Origin of the sequence: Variovorax raffinosi (genome assembly GCF_051216615.1) — a bacterium.
In the GTDB taxonomy this organism is placed as follows: Bacteria; Pseudomonadota; Gammaproteobacteria; order Burkholderiales; family Burkholderiaceae_C; genus Variovorax.
The window spans coordinates 65,789-82,521 of sequence record NZ_JBPJZR010000005.1 but is presented as its reverse complement, the minus strand read 5'-3'; the positions used below and the strand labels follow the sequence as shown (position 1 = coordinate 82,521).

Annotated in this window: 19 protein-coding genes; 14 read left to right on the top strand and 5 right to left on the bottom strand. The window is 66.7% G+C overall.

Translation table 11 applies throughout. The features are described 5' to 3' along the window. Nucleotides 1-111 precede the first annotated feature (111 nt). The 8 genes from ACSFB7_RS16850 (at nucleotide 112) to ACSFB7_RS16815 (ending at nucleotide 8,472) form a co-directional block, all read left to right on the top strand. Nucleotides 112-1,113 carry an ABC transporter substrate-binding protein gene (locus tag ACSFB7_RS16850; protein WP_435472053.1) on the top strand — a complete coding sequence of 334 codons (1,002 nt, stop codon included), beginning with the start codon at nucleotides 112-114 and terminating at the stop codon, nucleotides 1,111-1,113. 41 nt (nucleotides 1,114-1,154) lie between these two features. Beyond that, complete coding sequence (locus tag ACSFB7_RS16845) at nucleotides 1,155-2,264, top strand: LLM class flavin-dependent oxidoreductase (protein WP_435472051.1); 1,110 nt, start codon at nucleotides 1,155-1,157, stop codon at nucleotides 2,262-2,264. Nucleotides 2,265-2,419: 155 nt separating this feature from the next. Then, nucleotides 2,420-3,244: a class II aldolase/adducin family protein gene (locus ACSFB7_RS16840; protein ID WP_435472049.1), complete on the top strand. Its 825-nt coding sequence runs from the start codon at nucleotides 2,420-2,422 to the stop codon at nucleotides 3,242-3,244. A 44-nt stretch (nucleotides 3,245-3,288) separates the two neighbouring features. Continuing rightward, nucleotides 3,289-4,290 carry an ABC transporter substrate-binding protein gene (locus ACSFB7_RS16835; RefSeq protein ID WP_435472047.1) on the top strand — a complete coding sequence of 334 codons (1,002 nt, stop codon included), beginning with the start codon at nucleotides 3,289-3,291 and terminating at the stop codon, nucleotides 4,288-4,290. Nucleotides 4,291-4,432: 142 nt separating this feature from the next. After that, nucleotides 4,433-5,515 (top strand): ABC transporter permease, encoded by a 1,083-nt coding sequence (locus tag ACSFB7_RS16830; protein ID WP_435472045.1) that lies wholly within the window; start codon nucleotides 4,433-4,435, stop codon nucleotides 5,513-5,515. Next, nucleotides 5,509-6,306 carry an ABC transporter ATP-binding protein gene (locus ACSFB7_RS16825; RefSeq protein ID WP_435472043.1) on the top strand — a complete coding sequence of 266 codons (798 nt, stop codon included), beginning with the start codon at nucleotides 5,509-5,511 and terminating at the stop codon, nucleotides 6,304-6,306. The genes ACSFB7_RS16830 and ACSFB7_RS16825 overlap by 7 nt, the downstream gene beginning before the upstream one ends. 1 nt (nucleotide 6,307) lies before the next feature. Beyond that, nucleotides 6,308-7,465: a c-type cytochrome gene (locus ACSFB7_RS16820; protein WP_435472041.1), complete on the top strand. Its 1,158-nt coding sequence runs from the start codon at nucleotides 6,308-6,310 to the stop codon at nucleotides 7,463-7,465. 35 nt (nucleotides 7,466-7,500) lie between these two features. Further along, nucleotides 7,501-8,472: an ABC transporter substrate-binding protein gene (locus ACSFB7_RS16815; protein ID WP_435472040.1), complete on the top strand. Its 972-nt coding sequence runs from the start codon at nucleotides 7,501-7,503 to the stop codon at nucleotides 8,470-8,472. A 42-nt stretch (nucleotides 8,473-8,514) separates the two neighbouring features. On the opposite strand, the gene ACSFB7_RS16810 is transcribed toward ACSFB7_RS16815, so the two are convergent. The 3 genes from ACSFB7_RS16810 to pdxR form a co-directional block, all read right to left on the bottom strand. Then, the gene (locus ACSFB7_RS16810) at nucleotides 8,515-10,632 is read right to left on the bottom strand and encodes a phosphocholine-specific phospholipase C (RefSeq protein WP_435472038.1); all 2,118 of its coding nucleotides are present in this window, start codon (nucleotides 10,630-10,632) and stop codon (nucleotides 8,515-8,517) included. A gap of 13 nt (nucleotides 10,633-10,645) precedes the next feature. Beyond that, entirely contained in the window at nucleotides 10,646-10,867 is a 222-nt protein-coding gene (locus ACSFB7_RS16805) for a hypothetical protein (RefSeq protein WP_435472036.1), read from the bottom strand. 194 nt (nucleotides 10,868-11,061) lie between these two features. After that, nucleotides 11,062-12,543, bottom strand: a complete 1,482-nt coding sequence (gene pdxR, locus ACSFB7_RS16800; protein ID WP_435472034.1) for a MocR-like pyridoxine biosynthesis transcription factor PdxR — start codon at nucleotides 12,541-12,543, stop codon at nucleotides 11,062-11,064. 122 nt (nucleotides 12,544-12,665) lie between these two features. On the opposite strand from pdxR, the gene ACSFB7_RS16795 reads away from it, so the two are divergent. Next, the gene (locus ACSFB7_RS16795; RefSeq protein ID WP_435472032.1) at nucleotides 12,666-13,388 is read left to right on the top strand and encodes a GNAT family N-acetyltransferase; all 723 of its coding nucleotides are present in this window, start codon (nucleotides 12,666-12,668) and stop codon (nucleotides 13,386-13,388) included. Nucleotides 13,389-13,703: 315 nt separating this feature from the next. On the opposite strand, the gene ACSFB7_RS16790 is transcribed toward ACSFB7_RS16795, so the two are convergent. Both ACSFB7_RS16790 and ACSFB7_RS16785 read right to left on the bottom strand, forming a co-directional pair. Further along, nucleotides 13,704-14,561, bottom strand: coding sequence for a symmetrical bis(5'-nucleosyl)-tetraphosphatase (locus tag ACSFB7_RS16790; protein ID WP_435472030.1), 858 nt, complete (start codon nucleotides 14,559-14,561; stop codon nucleotides 13,704-13,706). Next, on the bottom strand, nucleotides 14,546-14,818 hold the full coding sequence (locus ACSFB7_RS16785; RefSeq protein WP_435472028.1) for a helix-turn-helix domain-containing protein: 273 nt from the start codon (nucleotides 14,816-14,818) through the stop codon (nucleotides 14,546-14,548). The genes ACSFB7_RS16790 and ACSFB7_RS16785 overlap by 16 nt, the downstream gene beginning before the upstream one ends. Before the next feature lie 84 nt (nucleotides 14,819-14,902). On the opposite strand from ACSFB7_RS16785, the gene ACSFB7_RS16780 reads away from it, so the two are divergent. The 5 genes from ACSFB7_RS16780 (at nucleotide 14,903) to ACSFB7_RS16760 (ending at nucleotide 16,683) form a co-directional block, all read left to right on the top strand. Continuing rightward, nucleotides 14,903-15,652: a hypothetical protein gene (locus tag ACSFB7_RS16780; protein WP_435472026.1), complete on the top strand. Its 750-nt coding sequence runs from the start codon at nucleotides 14,903-14,905 to the stop codon at nucleotides 15,650-15,652. 152 nt (nucleotides 15,653-15,804) lie between these two features. Next, nucleotides 15,805-16,107, top strand: a complete 303-nt coding sequence (locus ACSFB7_RS16775) for a hypothetical protein (protein ID WP_435472024.1) — start codon at nucleotides 15,805-15,807, stop codon at nucleotides 16,105-16,107. Then, entirely contained in the window at nucleotides 16,107-16,247 is a 141-nt protein-coding gene (locus tag ACSFB7_RS16770) for a hypothetical protein (protein WP_435472022.1), read from the top strand. Before ACSFB7_RS16775 ends, ACSFB7_RS16770 begins: the two co-directional genes overlap by 1 nt. Further along, nucleotides 16,240-16,443, top strand: a complete 204-nt coding sequence (locus ACSFB7_RS16765; protein WP_435472021.1) for a hypothetical protein — start codon at nucleotides 16,240-16,242, stop codon at nucleotides 16,441-16,443. Before ACSFB7_RS16770 ends, ACSFB7_RS16765 begins: the two co-directional genes overlap by 8 nt. Before the next feature lie 3 nt (nucleotides 16,444-16,446). Next, nucleotides 16,447-16,683, top strand: coding sequence for a major capsid protein (locus ACSFB7_RS16760; RefSeq protein ID WP_435472019.1), 237 nt, complete (start codon nucleotides 16,447-16,449; stop codon nucleotides 16,681-16,683). The last annotated feature ends 50 nt before the right edge of the window (nucleotides 16,684-16,733 follow it).

Here is a 16,733-nt window from a genome sequence, read left to right as displayed (position 1 = left end):
GGAGAACGATATATCCCGCATATCCAAATTCGGTTTTCTGCGTTCGCTTTCGGCGCCCCTCTCGTTACGGTCTGGTGACTGCCGAAGCAGGAAGAAGAAAGAACTCACCGCATGAAACAGGATTTCCCTCTGGACCGACGCAGCCTGCTGCAAGCCGCCGCCGCATGGGGCGCCGCGGCGACGGCAGGGTGGGCCGGTGCGGCTGCGCCATCGCGCGACCTGTCGGGCGTGACGCTGCGCGTGGGCACTTACAAGGGGCTCTGGCGGCCACTGCTGCAGGCATCGGGGCAGGCGAACACACCCTACAAGATCGACTGGCGCGAACTCAACAACGGCGTGCTGCACATCGAGGCCATCAACGGTGACGCGCTCGACCTGGGCTCGGGCAGCGAGATTCCGCCCGTGTTCGCGGCGCGCCAGAAATCCAGCGTGCGGCTCGTGGCCGTCACGCATGAAGACCTGAACAACCAGGCCACGCTGGCACGCAAGGATTCGCCGATCCGTAGCATCGCCGACTTCAAGGGCAAGCGCGTGGGCTATGTGCGCGCCACCACTTCGCACTACTACCTGGCCAAGCAACTGGCCGAGGCCGGGCTTTCGTTCAACGACATCCAGGCCGTGAGCCTGACACCTTCGGACGGCCTCTCGGCCTTTGCGCGCGGCGATCTCGATGCCTGGGCCATCTACGGCTACAACGGGCAGATCGCGCGCACCCAGTACGGCGCGCGGGTCATCAAGACGGGCGTGGGTTATCTGTCGGGCAACTTCCCGATCTACGCCAACCCGCGCGCGCTCGACGACGCGCTGCGCCGCGCGGCACTCGCCGACCTGCTGCAGCGCCTGCAGCGTTCGTTTGCCTGGATCAACGGCAACTTCCTGGCCTATGCGCGTGCGCAGTCGGCCGAAACGCGCGTGCCCGTCGGCGACATCGTCGAGCTGTTCAACGGCCGCAGCGGCGACTACAGCCTGGGCCCCGTGAGCGACGCCGTGGTGCGCAGCCACCAGGACGTGGCCGACACCTTCCTGAAGATCGGCGTGCTCGACGGCCCCGCCGACGTGAAGCCCCTGTGGGACCGCAGCTTCGAAAGCGTGCTGCGCCTGCCCGCCGCCTGATTCCCTCTCCACACACACCACCCCGAAAAAACGAGGACACCATGAGCCAGAACGACGTTGAATTCATCGGCATGATCCAGGGCCAGAAGGTCTCGGAAATTCATGCCGCCAAGGGCCCGGCCATCGACCGCGACTACGTGCGTGCCTTCGCGCAGGCGCACGAGAACGCCGGCTTCGACCGCGTGCTGGTGCCGCACCATTCGACCGGTCCCGACGCGACGCTCACCGTGGCTTACGCGGCCTCGGTCACCGAGCGCATTCATTTCATGCTGGCGCACCGCCCGGGTTTCGTGTCGCCCACGCTGGCGGCGCGGCAGTTCGCCTCGCTCGACCAGTTCAGCGGCGGCCGGCTCGGCGTGCACTACATCTCGGGCGGCTCCGACGAAGAGCAGCGGCGCGACGGCGACTGGCTCGACCACGACCAGCGCTATGCCCGCACCGATGAATACCTCGATGTGCTGCACAAGGTGTGGGCGGCCGAGAAGCCCTTCGACCACGAAGGCGCGCACTACCACTACCAGAACGCCTTTTCCGAAGTGAAGCCGCTGCAGACGCGCAACGGCAAGCCGCATGTGCCGGTGTACTTCGGCGGCGCGTCCGAAGCCGCCATTCCGGTCGCGGGCAAGTACGCCGACGTGTACGCGCTGTGGGGCGAGTCGCTCGACCAGGCGCGCGAGCTGACCACGCGGGTGCGTGCCGAGGCGGCCAAGCATGGGCGCAGCGTGCGCTTCTCGGTGTCGTTCCGCCCGATCCTGGCCGAGACCGAAGAGGCTGCGTGGGCGCGCGCCGAAAACATCCTGGCCGAGACGAAACGCCTGCGCGTGGTGCAGGGCTACAACCGCGGTGGGCCGCAGCAGAGCGAAGGTGCCAAGCGCCTGCTCGCCGCTGCCGACAAGGGGCCGCGTGTGGACAAGCGGCTGTGGACTGCTGTGGCGCAGGAAATCGGTGGTCGCTCGAACAGCACTGCGCTGGTCGGTACGCCGGAGCAGGTGGCTGATGCGCTGCTGGACTACTACGACCTTGGTGTGACCACCTTCCTGATTCGTGGTTTCGATCCGCTGGAAGACGCAACCGACTACGGCCGCGAGCTGATTCCGCGCACGCGCGAACTCGTCGCGCAGCGCGCGGCCTTCGTTCGCAAGGCCGCCTGACCCCGTCTTTCTCCCTCCCCTTCCGGGGGAGGGCAGGGGTGGGGGCAAGCGGCATTCAACGCCGCGCAGCCTTGAAGGCCGCGCGTGCCCCCATCCCAACCTTCCCCCGGAAGGGGAAGGAGCAAAACCAAAAAAACCGAACACGAGGAATCCCCATGAGCGCCGTTCTTTCCATCGACCGCAATGCGGCCCTGCCGCTGAAGCTCAACCCGAACCCGCAGCAGAAGTACTGGTTCGACCCTATCCCCCCGCGCACCAGCGTGCAGGCCGAGCGCCGCCACCGGCAAGAGCGCCTGGCCGGCGCCTTCCGCCTGTTCGCGCGCTTCGGCTTCGCACAAGGCCTGGCCGGCCACATCACCGCGCGCGACCCCGAGCTGACCGATCACTTCTGGGTCAACCCGCTGGGCATCCACTTCTCGCGCATCAAGGTGTCCGACCTGCTGCTGGTCAATTCGAAGGGCGAGACCGTCATCGGCGACAGGCCGCTCAACAAGGCCGCCTTCGCCATCCACGCCGCGATCCACGAGCACAACCCGAAGATCATTGCCGCCGCCCACACGCACTCGACCTATGGCAAGGCCTGGTCCACGCTAGGCCGCAAGCTCGACACGATCACGCAGGACAGTTGCGTGTTCCACGACGACGTGGCGCTGTTCGACGACTTCACCGGCATGGTGGTCGACAGCAGCGAGGGCGACCGCATCGCGCAAGCATTGGGCGACAAGAAGGGCGCAATCCTCAAGAACCACGGCATCCTGACGGCGGGCCCGACGGTGGAGGCTGCCGCGTGGTGGTACATCGCGCTCGACAACGCCTGCCACACGCAACTGCTGGCCGAGGCCGCCGGCAAGCCGCAGCCCATCGACGAAGCCACCGCACGCCACACGCACAGCCAGATCGGCGGCCCGGAGGGGGCCATCCATTCCTTCGACAGCCTGCACGAAGGCCTGGTCGAAGCCGAGCCCGAACTGCTGCTCTGAGCCCTGCCGCTCTGAACCCCAAGAAAAAACTTCCGGAGTTGTCGATGAACGCATCCCTTTCCCGCCGCAGCGTGCTGCGCGCAGGCGGCGCCGCCGCCGTGGTCGCCTCGGGCGGCCTGATTGCCTCGCAGGCTTTCTCGCAGCAGTCCCGCAAGCTCACCTTTGCCTGGAACGCGGCGGCCTTCTGCCTTTCGCCCGTGGTGGTGGCGCAGGAGCGCGGTTATTTCGAGCGCAACGGCCTGCAGGTGGACCTGATCAACTACACCGGCTCGACCGACCAGTTGCTGGAGTCGCTGGCCACGGCCAAGGCCGATGCGGCGGTGGGCATGATCCACCGCTGGCTCAAGCCGCTGGAAGCGGGCTTCGACGTGAAGATCGTCGGCAGCTCGCACGGCGGCTGCGTGCGGCTGGTGGGCGCCAAGAGCGCGGGTGTGACCGACATCGCCAGCCTCAAGGGCAAGATCATCGGCGTGTCGGACATCGCGAGCCCGGGCAAGAATTTCTTCTCGATCCTGCTGGCGAAGAACGGCATTGATGCCGACCGCGACGTGACGTGGCGCCAGTACCCGGCCGACCTGCTCGACATCGCGGTGAAGAAGGGCGAGATCCACGCCATTGCCGACGGTGACCCCAATGTCTATCTGATCGAGAAGCGCAACAAGGGCGTGTTCGTCGAAGTCGCGAGCAACCTCTCGGGCGAGTACAAGGACAAGGTCTGCTGCATCGTCGGCGCGCGCGGCGAACTCGTGCGCAAGGACAAGGCCACCGTGGCCGCGCTCGTGCGCTCCATCGCGCAGGCTTCGGACTACGTGGCCGAGAACCCGAACGAATCGGCCAAGCTCTTCGCCAAGTATTCGCCCAACGTGCCGGTGGAAGACCTGCGCGCGCTGCTGGGCACGCTCACGCACAACCACCATCCGCTGGGCAAGAACCTGCGCAACGAGGTGGAGTTCTATGCGCGCGATTTCCGCAGCGTCGGCGTGTTGAAGAAGACCACCGATCCGGTGCGCTTCGCCGAGCACGTCTCCTACGACCCGCTGGCATGAGCGTTCAATCTTTCTCCCTCTCCCCTTGGGGAGAGGGGCGGGGTGAGGGCGAGGGCCGTTGCACGCGCTGTGCCTGCGCCATCGCCGTCGGCCCTCACCCCGAGGGGAGAGGGAGCAATACCCCGAGAACAGAGGCTACCCAATGAGCACCCCCGATCCGGCCCTGGGCTTCGACTCCCTCCCCTTCCGGGGGAGGGCAGGGGTGGGGGCCGCGGCGCCCGCACGCGCACAGTCCTCCGCTTCGACGCCGCACCGCACCTCCACGACCGTGCCCGCATGGCGCAGCGGCTTCGCCGCCACCGTCGCATGGTTCGTACTGGGCCTGCTCACGGTCTACTGGCCCAACAAGGCCGTCGGCTTCAGCGACTGGGCCTACACCGAAGAGTTCGGCATCGCCGCCATCGTCGTCGGCGCCTTGCTGTTGGCTGTGGCATTGCTCGGTTCACGCGCCGGCCGCATCGGGCGCGTGCTGCGGCCCGCCGGACCGTGGCTCGTCGCACTGCCGCTGCTGTTCGCCCTCTGGGAGATCGCGACAGCCAAGCTCGCCCTGCTGCCCACGCCTTTCTTCGCGCCGCCGCAGAGCCTTGTCGAAACCTACATCGACGACTGGCGCCGCCTCGGCGAAAGCCTGCTGCATTCGACCCGGCTGCTAGCCCATGGCTTCGTGCTGGGCGCGCTCGCGGGCTTCCTCACGGGCGTGACCATCGGCTGGTCGCGCATCGCGGGCTACTGGGTGCATCCGGTGCTGCGCTTCGTCGGGCCGGTGCCGGCTTCGGCGCTGCTGCCGCTGGCGTTCTTCTTCTTTCCGTCGAGTTACGCGGCGGCTGTGTTCCTGATCGCGCTGGCCACGGGCTTCCCGGTGGCGGTGCTCACCTGGTCGGGCGTGGCCGGCGTCAACCGCAACTACTACGACGTGGCACGCACCATGGGCGCGAGCGAGCGTTTCCTGGTGCTGCGCGTGGCGATTCCCGCCGCGCTGCCGCAGGTGTTCGTGGGCCTGTTCATGGGGCTGGGCGCGGCCTTCTCGGTGCTGGTCACGGCCGAGATGATGGGCGTGAAAGCCGGGCTGGGCTTCTACCTGTCGTGGGCGCAGGGCTGGGCCTCGTACTCGAACATGTACGCCGCGCTGATCGTCATGGCCGTGCTGTGCTCGGGCCTGATCACGCTGCTCTTCAAGGTGCGCGACCGCGTGCTGTCATGGCAGAAGGGGACCGTGAAATGGTAGATGCCGTCACCACCGCCGAGCCGGGCGTTCGCAAGGCCGGCGCGCACATCGACATTCGCGGCGTGAGCCACTGGTTCGATGTGCCGGCAGGGCCGCTGCAGGTGCTCGACGACATCGACCTCACCGTGAAGCCCGGCGAGTTCGTCGCGCTGCTGGGCCCGAGCGGCTGCGGCAAATCGACCTTGCTGCGGCTGGTGGCCGGTCTCGAACCCGCCACGGCGGGCCGCATCACGCAGGACGACGCGCCGATCACGCGGCCTGACCCCTCGCGCATCGTCGTCTTCCAGGACCCGACGCTCTACCCCTGGCGCAGCGTGTGGGACAACGTGGCGCTGGGCCTGCAGGCGCGCGGTGTGCTCAAGGCGCAGCGCGGGCGTGTGGACGAAGCGCTCAAGCTCGTGGGCCTCACCGACTTTGCGAAAGCCTTTCCGCACCAGCTCTCGGGCGGCATGGCGCAGCGCGTGGCGCTGGCACGTGCGCTGGTCAACGACCCGCAACTGCTGGTGCTCGACGAACCGCTCGGCAAGCTCGACTCGCTCACGCGCATCGCGATGCAGAGCGAGCTGGTCAACCTGTGGCAGCGCGCGGGCTTCTCGGCGCTGCTGGTCACGCACGACGTGGAAGAGGCGCTGTTCCTGGCCAACCGCGTGATCGTGCTGAGCGACCGGCCGGCGCGCATCGCGGCCGAAATCGTGGTCGATCTGCCGTATCCGCGCCATCGTGGCCATGCGCGATTGGCCGAGTTGCGCCACGAAGCGCTGCGCCACCTGGGGCTCGACGCCACCTGGTGAGATGAACAGCACGCCCGAGGCCGATTGGCTCAACCTGCTGATCGGCCTGCTGCAGGGCGCGCAACTGCAGTTGCTGCGCGTGCTCGATGCGCTGGGGCTCGCGACGCAGGTGCATGGCCAGCCCGCATGGCCGTGGGCGCATCGGCTGTCGGGCGAGAACCTGCTGATCGACCTGGGGCAGGCACGCAGCCTTGCGTGGACGCTGGTGTTCGTCGCCGTGGCGTTGCTGGCGCTGCTGCTGGCAGTGTTCTGGCGTCGCCCGCGCTTCTACTTTCTCGCGCTGGTGCCGATGCTGCTGATCGCGGCGCCCTGGCCCGAGGCGCGCGTGGTGCTGGTGCCCGCGACGCCCACGAGCTTTCAGCAATCGCCCACGGGCTTCACTGCAGCATCCATCGCGCAGGGGCGGGCGCTCTACGACCAGCATTGCGTCGCCTGCCACGGCGTGGACGGCAAGGGCGAAGGCCCGCTCGCAGCTTCGCTGGCCGTGTGGCCGCCCAATCTCAGCGGCCCGCTGCTGTGGCGTCGCGCCGATGGCGATCTGCTCTGGCGCATTCTTCACGGCACGCGCGACGCGCAGCAAGGCCAATCCACGATGCCCAGCTTCGGCGGCAAGCTGGACGAGGCCGACGCCTGGGCCCTGATCGATTTCGTGAAGGCGCAGGGCGCGGGCCAGAGCCTGCGTGCGCTGGGCAACTGGCCGCAGCCCATCGGCCTGCCCGACATGGCGGTGCGATGTGGCATCAAGCCACCGCGCCAGCTTGCGAGCTGGCGCGGGCAACGGCTGCGCGTCGTGGCAGGCAATGTTGCGCCGTCTGAAGACCCGAGGCTGGTCACCGTGGTGCTGAAGCCGCCGTCATCGCACGCATCGGCTTCTGCCGATTGCGTGGCCGATTCGCCCGCCGCATGGGAGGCGCTGGCGCTGATCGCCGGCACCGACCAGCTCGACGGCACCCAGCTCATCGCCGACCGCGACGGCTGGCTGCGCGCGCGTGGTGAGCCCGGCAAGGCGGGCTGGTCCGACGACGACCTGCTGTGCCGCAGCGAACGCCTGCCTGTGGCCACGAAGACCGCGATCAACGCTGGCGACGGATTGGGCGCGCTGATCACCCGCATGGACGCGGAGCCCGTGCGCTTCGTCAAGGGCGGCTTCATCCACTGAATTTCTTTTTTTCATCGAACGACACCGGAGAACCCATGAACAAACACCTCGACAGATCGCGCAGACAGCTCATCACCCACGGCCTTGCCGCAGCCACGGTAGTGGCGTTGCCCGCTTTCTCCTTGCAGGCCCGCGCACAGGGACGACCCGTGCTCAAGGCCGGCGACCAGAAAGGCGGCCTGCGCGCACTGCTCGAAGCGGCCGGCGGACTCGAAGGCCTGGGCTACGACATCCAGTGGTCCGAGTTCCCGGCCGCCGCGCCATTGGCCGAGGCGCTGAATGCGGCGGCGGTCGATTCCGGCCCCATCGGCGACGCGCCGCTGATCTTCGCGCTCGCGGCGGGCACGCGGGTCAAGGCGATCGGTGCGAACCGGTCCGACTCCTACGGCACGGCAGTGCTGGTGCGCCCCGACTCACCACTCAAGAACGCGGCCGACCTCAAGGGCAAGAGCGTGGCGACCAACCGCGGCTCCATCGGCCACTACGTCACGCTCAAGGCCATCACCGCAGCGGGGCTCAAGCCCGAGGAGGTGAACATCCGTTTTCTTGCGCCGGCCGATGCCAAGCTAGCTCTGACGCAGGGCTCCGTCGATGCGTGGGCCACCTGGGAGCCCTACACCGCGCTGGCCGAGGTCAGCCACCATGCGCGCGTGCTGGTCAGCGGGCGCGGGCTGCTGCCGGGGCTGAGCTACCTCGCGGCGACCGATGCGGCCATTGCCGCCAAGCGGCCGGTGCTGCAGGACTTCTTGCAGCGCGTGGTGAAGGCGCAGCTCTGGTCGTACCGCAACGTCGATGCCTACTCGGCCGCACTCGCACGCATCATCGGCATTCCGCCCGAAGCGGCCAAGCTGCAGTTCGAGCGCCGCCAGCAGAAGTGGGTGGCCATCGACGCGCAAGTCATCGCCGACCAGCAGGGCACGGCGGACTTCTACCGGCAGGTCGGGCTCATCAAGCAGCCGCTCGATGTGAAGGGAACCTTCGACACCGGCTTCGGCGTCGCTGGCTGATTTGCCATTGGTGGAGTGGGGTGGGTGAGGCCGTGAGTCTGTTCAGGTCACCGTGAGCACAGGGGCGGTCGCCGCAGGGTCGCTGATGCTGGGCTGCCCGGTCTCGACATGTCCCGCAATGCGGCGTTGATAGTTGGCGGTATCGCTCACGCCGACCACCAGGTCGTACCAGCCGCCGCAGCATGAAAGATCCCACCGGTCGTCCTGGCTCGCCCCGGCCTGCAGGGTGTAGGTGCGGGTACCGAGCCCGTAGGCCTGGTCGGTCACCGTAAGCGTGACGGCCGTCGACCGGTTGTTCTTCAGCGTCAGGTAGACGTTGCCGTTGGACACGTCATAGCAGGTGACAACCTCCGGCCCGGCCGTGCCGTCGGTGGTCGCGGCACCTGCAAAGCGCCGGTAGAAACCGTTCGGCCCATGAACGCTCAACTGGTAGGGCGTTTGCGCATTGAGCGGCCATGCGTCCGTCAACTGCTTGCCGGCTTCGACGCTGTAGCTGCGCGGCGCGACCGAGGCATCGCTCGAATACACCCAGAAGTGCGCGCCCTGCGTGCCGGTGTTGGCAAAGGTAATGGAGTAGCTCGCCCCCTTCGGGTCCTGCTGGCCATTGACGTGCAATTCATAAGGCAGCGCCCGCGCCGGGCGCGTGCCTGTCTCCTGCGCCAGCAGTGTTTGCGCCGTGCCCGCCGCGGGTGCGGCTTGCGCGGTGGTTCGTGCGCACTGCGCATCGGCCGACGCGATATATCCCGAGGTGTCCGGCAGCGTGGGTACTGCGGCGTCGGACGCCGCGAAGTTGAACGCCGACGTCAGGTCGCCCGAGATGGCGCGGCGCCACGGCGAGAGGTTGGGTTCCTTCACGCCGAACCGCTGTTCGATGAAGCGGATCACCGACGTGTGATCGAAGACCTGCGAACACACGAAGCCGCCCTTGCTCCACGGCGACACCACCGTCATCGGCACCCGAGGGCCGAAGCCGTAGGGCAGGTTGTCCGCGGTGTAGGTCGAGGTCTGGAACTGATTCACCAGGTCGTGACGCTCCAGGTCGATGTTCATCGTGCTCATGCCGGTGCCGGCCACGGTCGGCGCCTGCGGCGGCATGATGTGATCGAAGAAGCCGTCGTTCTCGTCATACGTGATGAACAAGACCGTCTTGCTCCACACCGCCGGATTCGATGTCAGCGCATCCAGGATGCTCGCGATGTATTCGGCACCGTACAGCGGCGTGTACTTGGGATGCTCCGAATAAGCCGCCGGCGGCAGCAGCCACGAAACCTGCGGCAGTTGATTGGCCTGCACGTCGAGCTTGAGTTGCTGGACGGTCCGGGTCGACATGCCCCGCTGCTGCAGGGAAGAGCCCGCCGGTGCATTCACGAAGTTGGCAAAGCAGGCCAGCATGTTGGTGCCGTAGTTGCCAGTGAAGGCGTCGAAGTCCGTGCCCTGCTGGTAGATCTGCCACGAAATCCCGGCGGCTTCGAGCCGCTCCGGGTAGGTCGTCCAGGTGAAGGGCGCCATCTTCTGGGTATCGAACTGGTTGTCGATGTAGTCGATGTTGTCCATCAGCGGTCCGCCGCCGGTGCCCTTGGGATCGACCATGCCCGTCATCAGGTACATGCGATTCGGATGGGTGTTGCCCGGGATCGAGCAGAAGTAGTTGTCGCAGATGGTGAAGGCGTCGGCGAGCGCGTAGTGAAAGGGGATGTCTTCGCGGACGTGATAGCCCATCGTCATGTTGGTCTTCTGCACCGCCCACTGGTCCGCGCGCCCGCCGTGCAGGGCCGACTGCGTCGTGCTCCAGGTGTGCGGCAGGCCGCCGATGCATTGCGCGTTGACGCCGGCCTGGGTGGTGTCGTAGCGAAACGGCAGCACGGTCTTGGTCGGGTCTTCCTTGCGCGGCTGGAACCACACCGGCAGGCCATTGGGCAGGGCCAGCGGGAAGCGGTCGTTGTAGCCGCGCACGCCCTTCAGGTGCCCCAGGTAGTGGTCGAAGGAGCGGTTCTCCTGCATGAAGACCACGATGTGCTCGACGTCCTGGATCGTGCCGGTCACCGAGTTGGGCTCGACGGCCAGTGCCTTGCGAATGGAATCCGGAAACACGGTCATGGCCGCGGCGGCGCCGGCCATGCTGGCGGACACCTTCAGGAACTTGCGACGGTTGTTCATCATGATGGGGCGGTACTCAGGACGACGAGGCCGTCGGCGGGCAACTCATCTTGACGGCCGTGGTGGCGCCACATGCGTTGGCGGGGTTGGTGGGATGCGGGTCCGCCGGGGGCGGGGTGGGATCGGGAGCGACCGTCACGGGGCCCGGGTTGAAGCCGTTGCCTGCGGAGCCTCCGCACGAAGCGAGCAATGCGCTGATCGACAACGCAAAGCAAGCAGACCAAACCTTCATCTTCATGAATATCCTTTTGCCCGTGGGGGTCTCTGCACGGGGAGGACGTTAGTGTTCGGGCGTGACTGACGCGTGTCGGAAGGGTTACGGTTTTGCGTCGCGGCAGCTTTTTCGGTCGGGTCGAGGGGGGCTGCTGCGACAGTTGCAGCCGGTGCTTGCCCGGGTTCTTCCTTCTCTGAACGAACGAAAAAATTCCTGTGTCATGAGGCGGCCGCGCGCGCCAACTGCGACAGCCGCTTGACCAGCGGCTCGAACAGTTCGGCCGGCGTGTTGCCGTAGCCCAGCACCAGCCCGTTGTCCAACGGCGTGGGCCGCATCGCGAAGCCCGACAGTGCCGACGGCGCGATGTGATGGCGCAGCGCATCGGCCGCGATGCGGCGGTCATCGAAGCGCTCCGGCAGCCGCACGGTCAGGTGCAGGCCGCAGTGGCCGCCATCGATTTCGTGCGGCACCTTGAAGTGCTTGCCCAACGCGAGCCGCAGGGCCTGCTGCCGGTCGCGGTACAGCCGCCGCATGCGGCCCAGGTGCCGGCTGAACTGGCCGCTCTCGATGAAGTCGGCCATGGCCAGTTGCTCGTGCCGGTGGCCGCCGCGCAGCATTTCTTCGAGTGGTGCGCGCACGGCGGCCACGAGCTGTTCGGGCAGCACCAGGAAGCCCAGGCGCAGCGACGGGAACATCGTCTTGCTGAAGGTGCCGACGTAGAGCACCGGCGCCTGCGCCACCAGCCCTTGCATTGCGCCGATGGGCTCGCCGTTGTGGCGGAACTCGCTGTCGTAGTCGTCCTCGATGATCCAGGCGCCGTGATGGCGCGCCTGCGCGATCAGCGCCAGCCGGCGCGCGATGCTCAGCACCGTGCCGGCCGGGTACTGGTGCGAGGGCGTGGTGTAGATCAGCCGGGGCGGGTGCTTCTGCCAGTCGCGTTCGCTCACGCACAGGCCTTCGGCATCGAGCCGCAGCGGCACGATGCGCATGTCGCCCGCATGCATGGCCGCCTTCACGCCGCGATAGCCCGGGTCTTCGACCCAGCCGATCTCGCCGGGGTTCGACAGCAGTCGCACGCATATCGTGATGGCCTCCTGCGCACCTTCGGCAATGACGACCTGGTGCGGCTCGCAGCGCACACCGCGCGCGATGGCCAGGTGTCGTGCAATCGCCGCGCGCAATTGCGGCTCGCCCAGCGGATCGCCATAGCCGAGCGTGGCGGGGCTGGCGTTGCGCATCGCGCGGTCGAGCGAGCGCCGCCACGCGGCCATGGGAAAGTGCGACAGCGCGGGCACGCCGGGCCGCAAGGCCGCGTCCATCGCGGCACGCGGCGCGCTGGCCCGGATATGAACTAGGCGCTGCGCGGTGGACGGCGCGGCCGCTGGCTTGCCAGCGCGCGTGGGGCGTGCGGGCAGCGCAGGCGACGACAGCTCGGTCACGCGCGTGCCCTGCCGGTCGGGCTGCACATAGCCTTCGGCGGCCAGGTGCTCGTAGGTTGCGGTGACGGTGTTGCGCGAGATGGCCAGCGCCTCGGCCAGCGCACGCGAGCCCGGCAACCGGCTGCCTGGCGCCAGGCTGCCGTCGAGGATGGCGCGCTTGAGGCGGTCGTGCAACTGGCGCTGCATCGAGCCCGCGTCGCGGTCTTTCACAAGGGCGGCTTCGAGCAGCGTGGCGGTAGCGGTGTCCGGCGAATCGGTCATGAAAGGGCGCAAGTGCGTGGCACCATGAAAAGTATCGACCGTGGCGCTTCCAATGGCGCCACGTTGGCCGTACTTTATAGGTCTCCGGCGATGCCGTTCCTTTTGTTCCGAAAGTCCCCTTCATGCCAGTCCGCCACAACGAACACGGCCAGTCCCTCGGCCCCCTCATGCCCGAGTGGAGCGCCCGCCCGCAGCCACCGCGCGAGCCCATCGAAGGCCGCTATTGCACGCTCGAACCGGTGAACGCCGCGAAGCACGCCGACGACCTGTACGCCGCCTACGCGCAGGCCCCCGACGGGCGCGACTGGACCTACCTGGGCGTCGAGTGGCCCGCCGACCTGAACGCCGCGCGCGCCCACACCGAGCGCCTTTCGCAGACCACGGACCCGGTGCACTTCGCCGTCATCGACAGGCAGAGCGGCCGTGCGGTCGGCACCTTGTCGCTGATGCGCATCGACGCCGCAAACGGCGTGATCGAAGTCGGCCACGTCAATTTCTCGCCCTTGCTCAAGCACACGCCGATGTCCACCGAAGCGCAGTACCTGCTGATGAAGCTGGCCTTCGACACGCTGGGCTACCGGCGCTACGAATGGAAGTGCGACAGCTTCAACGAGCCGTCGAAGCGCGCGGCGGCCCGACTGGGCTTTCAGGCCGAGGGCGTGTTCCGGCAGTACAGCATCTACAAGGGCCGCAGCCGCGACGCGGCGTGGTTCTCGATCATCGACAGTGAATGGCCGGCACTGCGCACGGCGTTCGAGCGGTGGTTGTCGCCCGCGAACTTCGATGCGCAGGGGCAGCAACGCATGGCGCTGGACAAGTTCCGGCTGCCTTCTGCTGCTAGCTGAATGAGGTGAGGGTTTGTGGTTTGGGCGCCGCTGCTGTTCAGGGCGACGCTCACGCCGACACGGTGCTCTTTTTCGCAAATGTCCCCCGCTTCGCTCCTCCTTTATTTCGCGAAAAAGAGCCCCGTATCGACGTGAGCGCTCAGAGCACTTGTTGATCGGCCGCAAACGCAGAGCGCGTCCAAGTGCGAATGGCACCAGGTGCTCCCCGCAGCGAAATAAAGGAGGAGCGAAGCGGGGGACATTCGCGGAGGGGAGCTCCTGGTGTCATTCGCACTCGCCCCGAACGACAGCGCCTGCACTGAACAGAAGCGAGCCTCAGCCCCCCGGCTTCTGCGCCTGCTCGCACTTCACCTGAATCAACTCGCGCTCGTCCAGCGTCGCGCCGATGCGCACCGCACTGAGGCAACCGCCCCAGACGCAGCCGGTATCGGTCGACAACAGGTCAGGCCGCGAGAGCCAGCCCAGCGTCGACCAGTGGCCGAAAGCAACGGTGGCACTGGCCGTCTTGCGCCCGGGCACGTCGAACCAGGGCATGAAGCCCTCGGGCGCAGTCGCCGCGCTGTCCTTGGCCTCGAACTCCATCACGCCATCGGCCGTGCAAAAACGCAGACGCGTCAGCGCGTTCACGATGGCGCGCAGCCGCGCGTTGCCGGTCAGCGTATCGCGCCATTCGTCGGGCTCGTTGCCATACATCGTGAGCAGGAAGCTGCCCAGCGCCGGGCCGCGCAACACCGATTCGACCTCGGCCGCCAGCGCCAGCGTGTCGCCTACCGTCCACTGCGGCAACACCCCCGCATGAACCATCAGCAGGTCGCCCGCCTTCTCGCCCTGGCCGATCTGCATGTGCAAAGCCATGTGCTGATGGCGTACCCATTCGAGCATCGCCTCGCTGTCGGGCGCGGCCAGCAGGTCGGCCAGCGTGTCCTTGCGGCCGGCCTTGCGCGCGCCATGCGCCACCCCCAGCAGATGCAGGTCGTGATTGCCCAGCAGGCTCAGCGCCGAAGCCCCGTAACCCTGCACGCGCCGCAGCACCGAGGCCGAATCGGGCCCCCGGTTCACCAGGTCGCCCAGCAGCACGATGGTGTCGCGGCTGGGCGAGAAAGCGATCTCGTCCAGCAGCCGCTGCAGGGCAGGGTCGCAGCCCTGGACGTCGCCGATCAAGAAAAGTGCCATGCGCTCCGGAGACCTTGGGTGAACCCGGCGAACAGCGGATTGCGCTCTGTGTCGCGCTCAGCTTCCAGCACCGTTAGCTCTCGGTTGATCTGGTCGAAGTCCGCGCCTGTTACGCGGCAGAGGGCCAGTGTGTGCGTGCGGCCAGGAATGTATTTCCCTGCCTTCCATTCGCTGATGCGTGGGCTCGGGATGCCTGCGGCTGCGAGCTGGTCTCGTTGCTCTTTGGTCAGGCCGGTCAAAAGCTCGATGAAAGTCATTGCATCTCCTTACGGAATACCGTAAATTACGGGAAACTGTATTTCCGGTTCGCCGTAAGTTCAATTTTGCCACTAGGAGCCGCCATGCCTGTAACTCAGCTTTCTTTCGCTGCCTTCGCGCAGTCGTCCGTCTGTCCTCCCCCACCTGCTTCGGCTAACGGCTCGGTGCCGAGTCTGGCGGCTCCCGCTGAGCCCGGGGTGGGGGTGGACACCCCGCTGCGTGTTCTGGTGGCGTGCGAGTACAGCGGTCGAGTGAGTGCGGCGTTTCGTGCTGCTGGGCATCACGCGTGGTCGTGCGATCTGCTGCCGACAGAGGGTGACCCTGCTTGGCATATCCAGGGCGATGTGCGGCATGTGCTGGATTTCGGTTTCGATCTGATGGTCGCGCACCCTACGTGCACCAGGCTCGCGAACAGTGGCGTTCGCTGGCTACATGAGCCGCCTGCGGGCAAGACGAAGGCTCAGATGTGGGCTGAGCTTGAGGAGGCCGCCGCGTTCTACCGCGAGTTGCGTGATGCGCCCATTCCCCTCAAGGCGATAGAGAACCCGGTCATGCATCGTTACGCCCGGGAGTTGATCAAACCCGGTCCTCGGCAGGTGGTGCAGCCGTATTGGTTTGGTGATCCCGAGTTCAAGGCAACCGGCTTGGAGCTGATTGGTCTGCCTCCGCTCAAGCCCACCAGGATGCTCACGCCGCCGAAGTCGCGCACTCGTGAGCATGCGGAGTGGTCGGTGGTGCATCGCGAGTCACCCGGGCCAGATCGTTGGCGGCGTCGCAGTACCACCAGGCAGGGTATTGCGGAAGCGATGGCTGCTCAGTGGGGTGCGCTGTGAGCAGCGCTCAACGTTGGTCCCTCATTCGTCGCCGGGAGTTCTGGCTTCAAGCCCGTCTCTTTTGACCCGCTAGCTCGTAGCCCTGCGGGTCAGGGCTTCCAGCTGGCACGTCGCCAGAACCTCAAGCCTGAAATAGCGGCAAGAAAGAAACCATGAACCACACATCGCTTATCCAAATCATCAAGGTCGGCCCGGTGCAGGACAAGACCTTCGAAGGCCGCGCCTATCAGGTGCAAGAGGCCGAGTGCATCCTGCTGAATGAAGACGGCACGCCCGAAGCGGTCGGCGTGCTTCGCCTGGACGACAAGATGCGCGGCCAGAACGCCCCCATCGTGGGCACCTACAGCGCGAAGTTCTCACTCAAGCCGTCGCCCAAGGATCGAAAGATTGGCGCGGTGCTGACCGGCCTCACGGCCATCGTCAAGCAGGCTCAACCGCAACCGCCCAAGCCGTAATGCAAGCCCTCGGCGGCTTCATCGCTGGCCTGCTCGTCTGTGCCCTGATCTGGGTGCAGGGCGAGTTGGCTGAGCGGGCCTATCGGATCGAGCGTGCTCGTCGTCGCGATCACAGCCGTGTGCCGTCGATGCATGGCTGATCCGACCGTCATTCAATGCGCCGGGCAGTGCACCGTCACTGTGGTGCACCAGCTTCATATCCCCGTGCTCGATCTGACCATCGAGCAGGGACAACTCATAGGGGGCGCCATCGTCCTCGTATGGGCGATCGCCTATTGCTTCCGGCAGGTGGGTCGTCAACTTTCAGCCGGAGCAAACCATCAAGAAAGTGAGTGAGTCATGAACAAGCATCTGCAAGCGATCAATCTGAGCAAGCGCGCCAAGCGTGTTCTCGTCCTGGCCGCAGCGGTCGGTGTCGCCTCGGCCAACGCTGCGGGCGAAGGCATGGACGTGTCCGCTGTCGTCGCAGCGATTGCAGCCGTCTCGTCCTCGGTCATCCTGATCGGCAATGCGGACCTGATCGTGCGCGTGGGCGTCAAGGCCTTCTCGTACGTGCGCAGCGCCCTCGGCCGCTGATCGGGTGGTGCAGTCCGGGGGACGCCCCGGCTGCCCTTTTCAAAGCATCC

Bases quoted from the DNA above. Each gene is read 5' to 3' on its own strand.
- ACSFB7_RS16850 (WP_435472053.1), top strand. From the start codon at position 112: ATGAAACAGGATTTCCCTCTGGACCGACGCAGCCTGCTGCAAGCCGCC.
- ACSFB7_RS16845 (WP_435472051.1), top strand. From the start codon at position 1,155: ATGAGCCAGAACGACGTTGAATTCATCGGCATGATCCAGGGCCAGAAG.
- ACSFB7_RS16840 (WP_435472049.1), top strand. From the start codon at position 2,420: ATGAGCGCCGTTCTTTCCATCGACCGCAATGCGGCCCTGCCGCTGAAG.
- ACSFB7_RS16835 (WP_435472047.1), top strand. From the start codon at position 3,289: ATGAACGCATCCCTTTCCCGCCGCAGCGTGCTGCGCGCAGGCGGCGCC.
- ACSFB7_RS16830 (WP_435472045.1), top strand. From the start codon at position 4,433: ATGAGCACCCCCGATCCGGCCCTGGGCTTCGACTCCCTCCCCTTCCGG.
- ACSFB7_RS16825 (WP_435472043.1), top strand. From the start codon at position 5,509: ATGGTAGATGCCGTCACCACCGCCGAGCCGGGCGTTCGCAAGGCCGGC.
- ACSFB7_RS16820 (WP_435472041.1), top strand. From the start codon at position 6,308: ATGAACAGCACGCCCGAGGCCGATTGGCTCAACCTGCTGATCGGCCTG.
- ACSFB7_RS16815 (WP_435472040.1), top strand. From the start codon at position 7,501: ATGAACAAACACCTCGACAGATCGCGCAGACAGCTCATCACCCACGGC.
- ACSFB7_RS16810 (WP_435472038.1), bottom strand. From the start codon at position 10,632: ATGATGAACAACCGTCGCAAGTTCCTGAAGGTGTCCGCCAGCATGGCC.
- ACSFB7_RS16805 (WP_435472036.1), bottom strand. From the start codon at position 10,867: ATGAAGATGAAGGTTTGGTCTGCTTGCTTTGCGTTGTCGATCAGCGCA.
- pdxR (WP_435472034.1), bottom strand. From the start codon at position 12,543: ATGACCGATTCGCCGGACACCGCTACCGCCACGCTGCTCGAAGCCGCC.
- ACSFB7_RS16795 (WP_435472032.1), top strand. From the start codon at position 12,666: ATGCCAGTCCGCCACAACGAACACGGCCAGTCCCTCGGCCCCCTCATG.
- ACSFB7_RS16790 (WP_435472030.1), bottom strand. From the start codon at position 14,561: ATGGCACTTTTCTTGATCGGCGACGTCCAGGGCTGCGACCCTGCCCTG.
- ACSFB7_RS16785 (WP_435472028.1), bottom strand. From the start codon at position 14,818: ATGACTTTCATCGAGCTTTTGACCGGCCTGACCAAAGAGCAACGAGAC.
- ACSFB7_RS16780 (WP_435472026.1), top strand. From the start codon at position 14,903: ATGCCTGTAACTCAGCTTTCTTTCGCTGCCTTCGCGCAGTCGTCCGTC.
- ACSFB7_RS16775 (WP_435472024.1), top strand. From the start codon at position 15,805: ATGAACCACACATCGCTTATCCAAATCATCAAGGTCGGCCCGGTGCAG.
- ACSFB7_RS16770 (WP_435472022.1), top strand. From the start codon at position 16,107: ATGCAAGCCCTCGGCGGCTTCATCGCTGGCCTGCTCGTCTGTGCCCTG.
- ACSFB7_RS16765 (WP_435472021.1), top strand. From the start codon at position 16,240: ATGGCTGATCCGACCGTCATTCAATGCGCCGGGCAGTGCACCGTCACT.
- ACSFB7_RS16760 (WP_435472019.1), top strand. From the start codon at position 16,447: ATGAACAAGCATCTGCAAGCGATCAATCTGAGCAAGCGCGCCAAGCGT.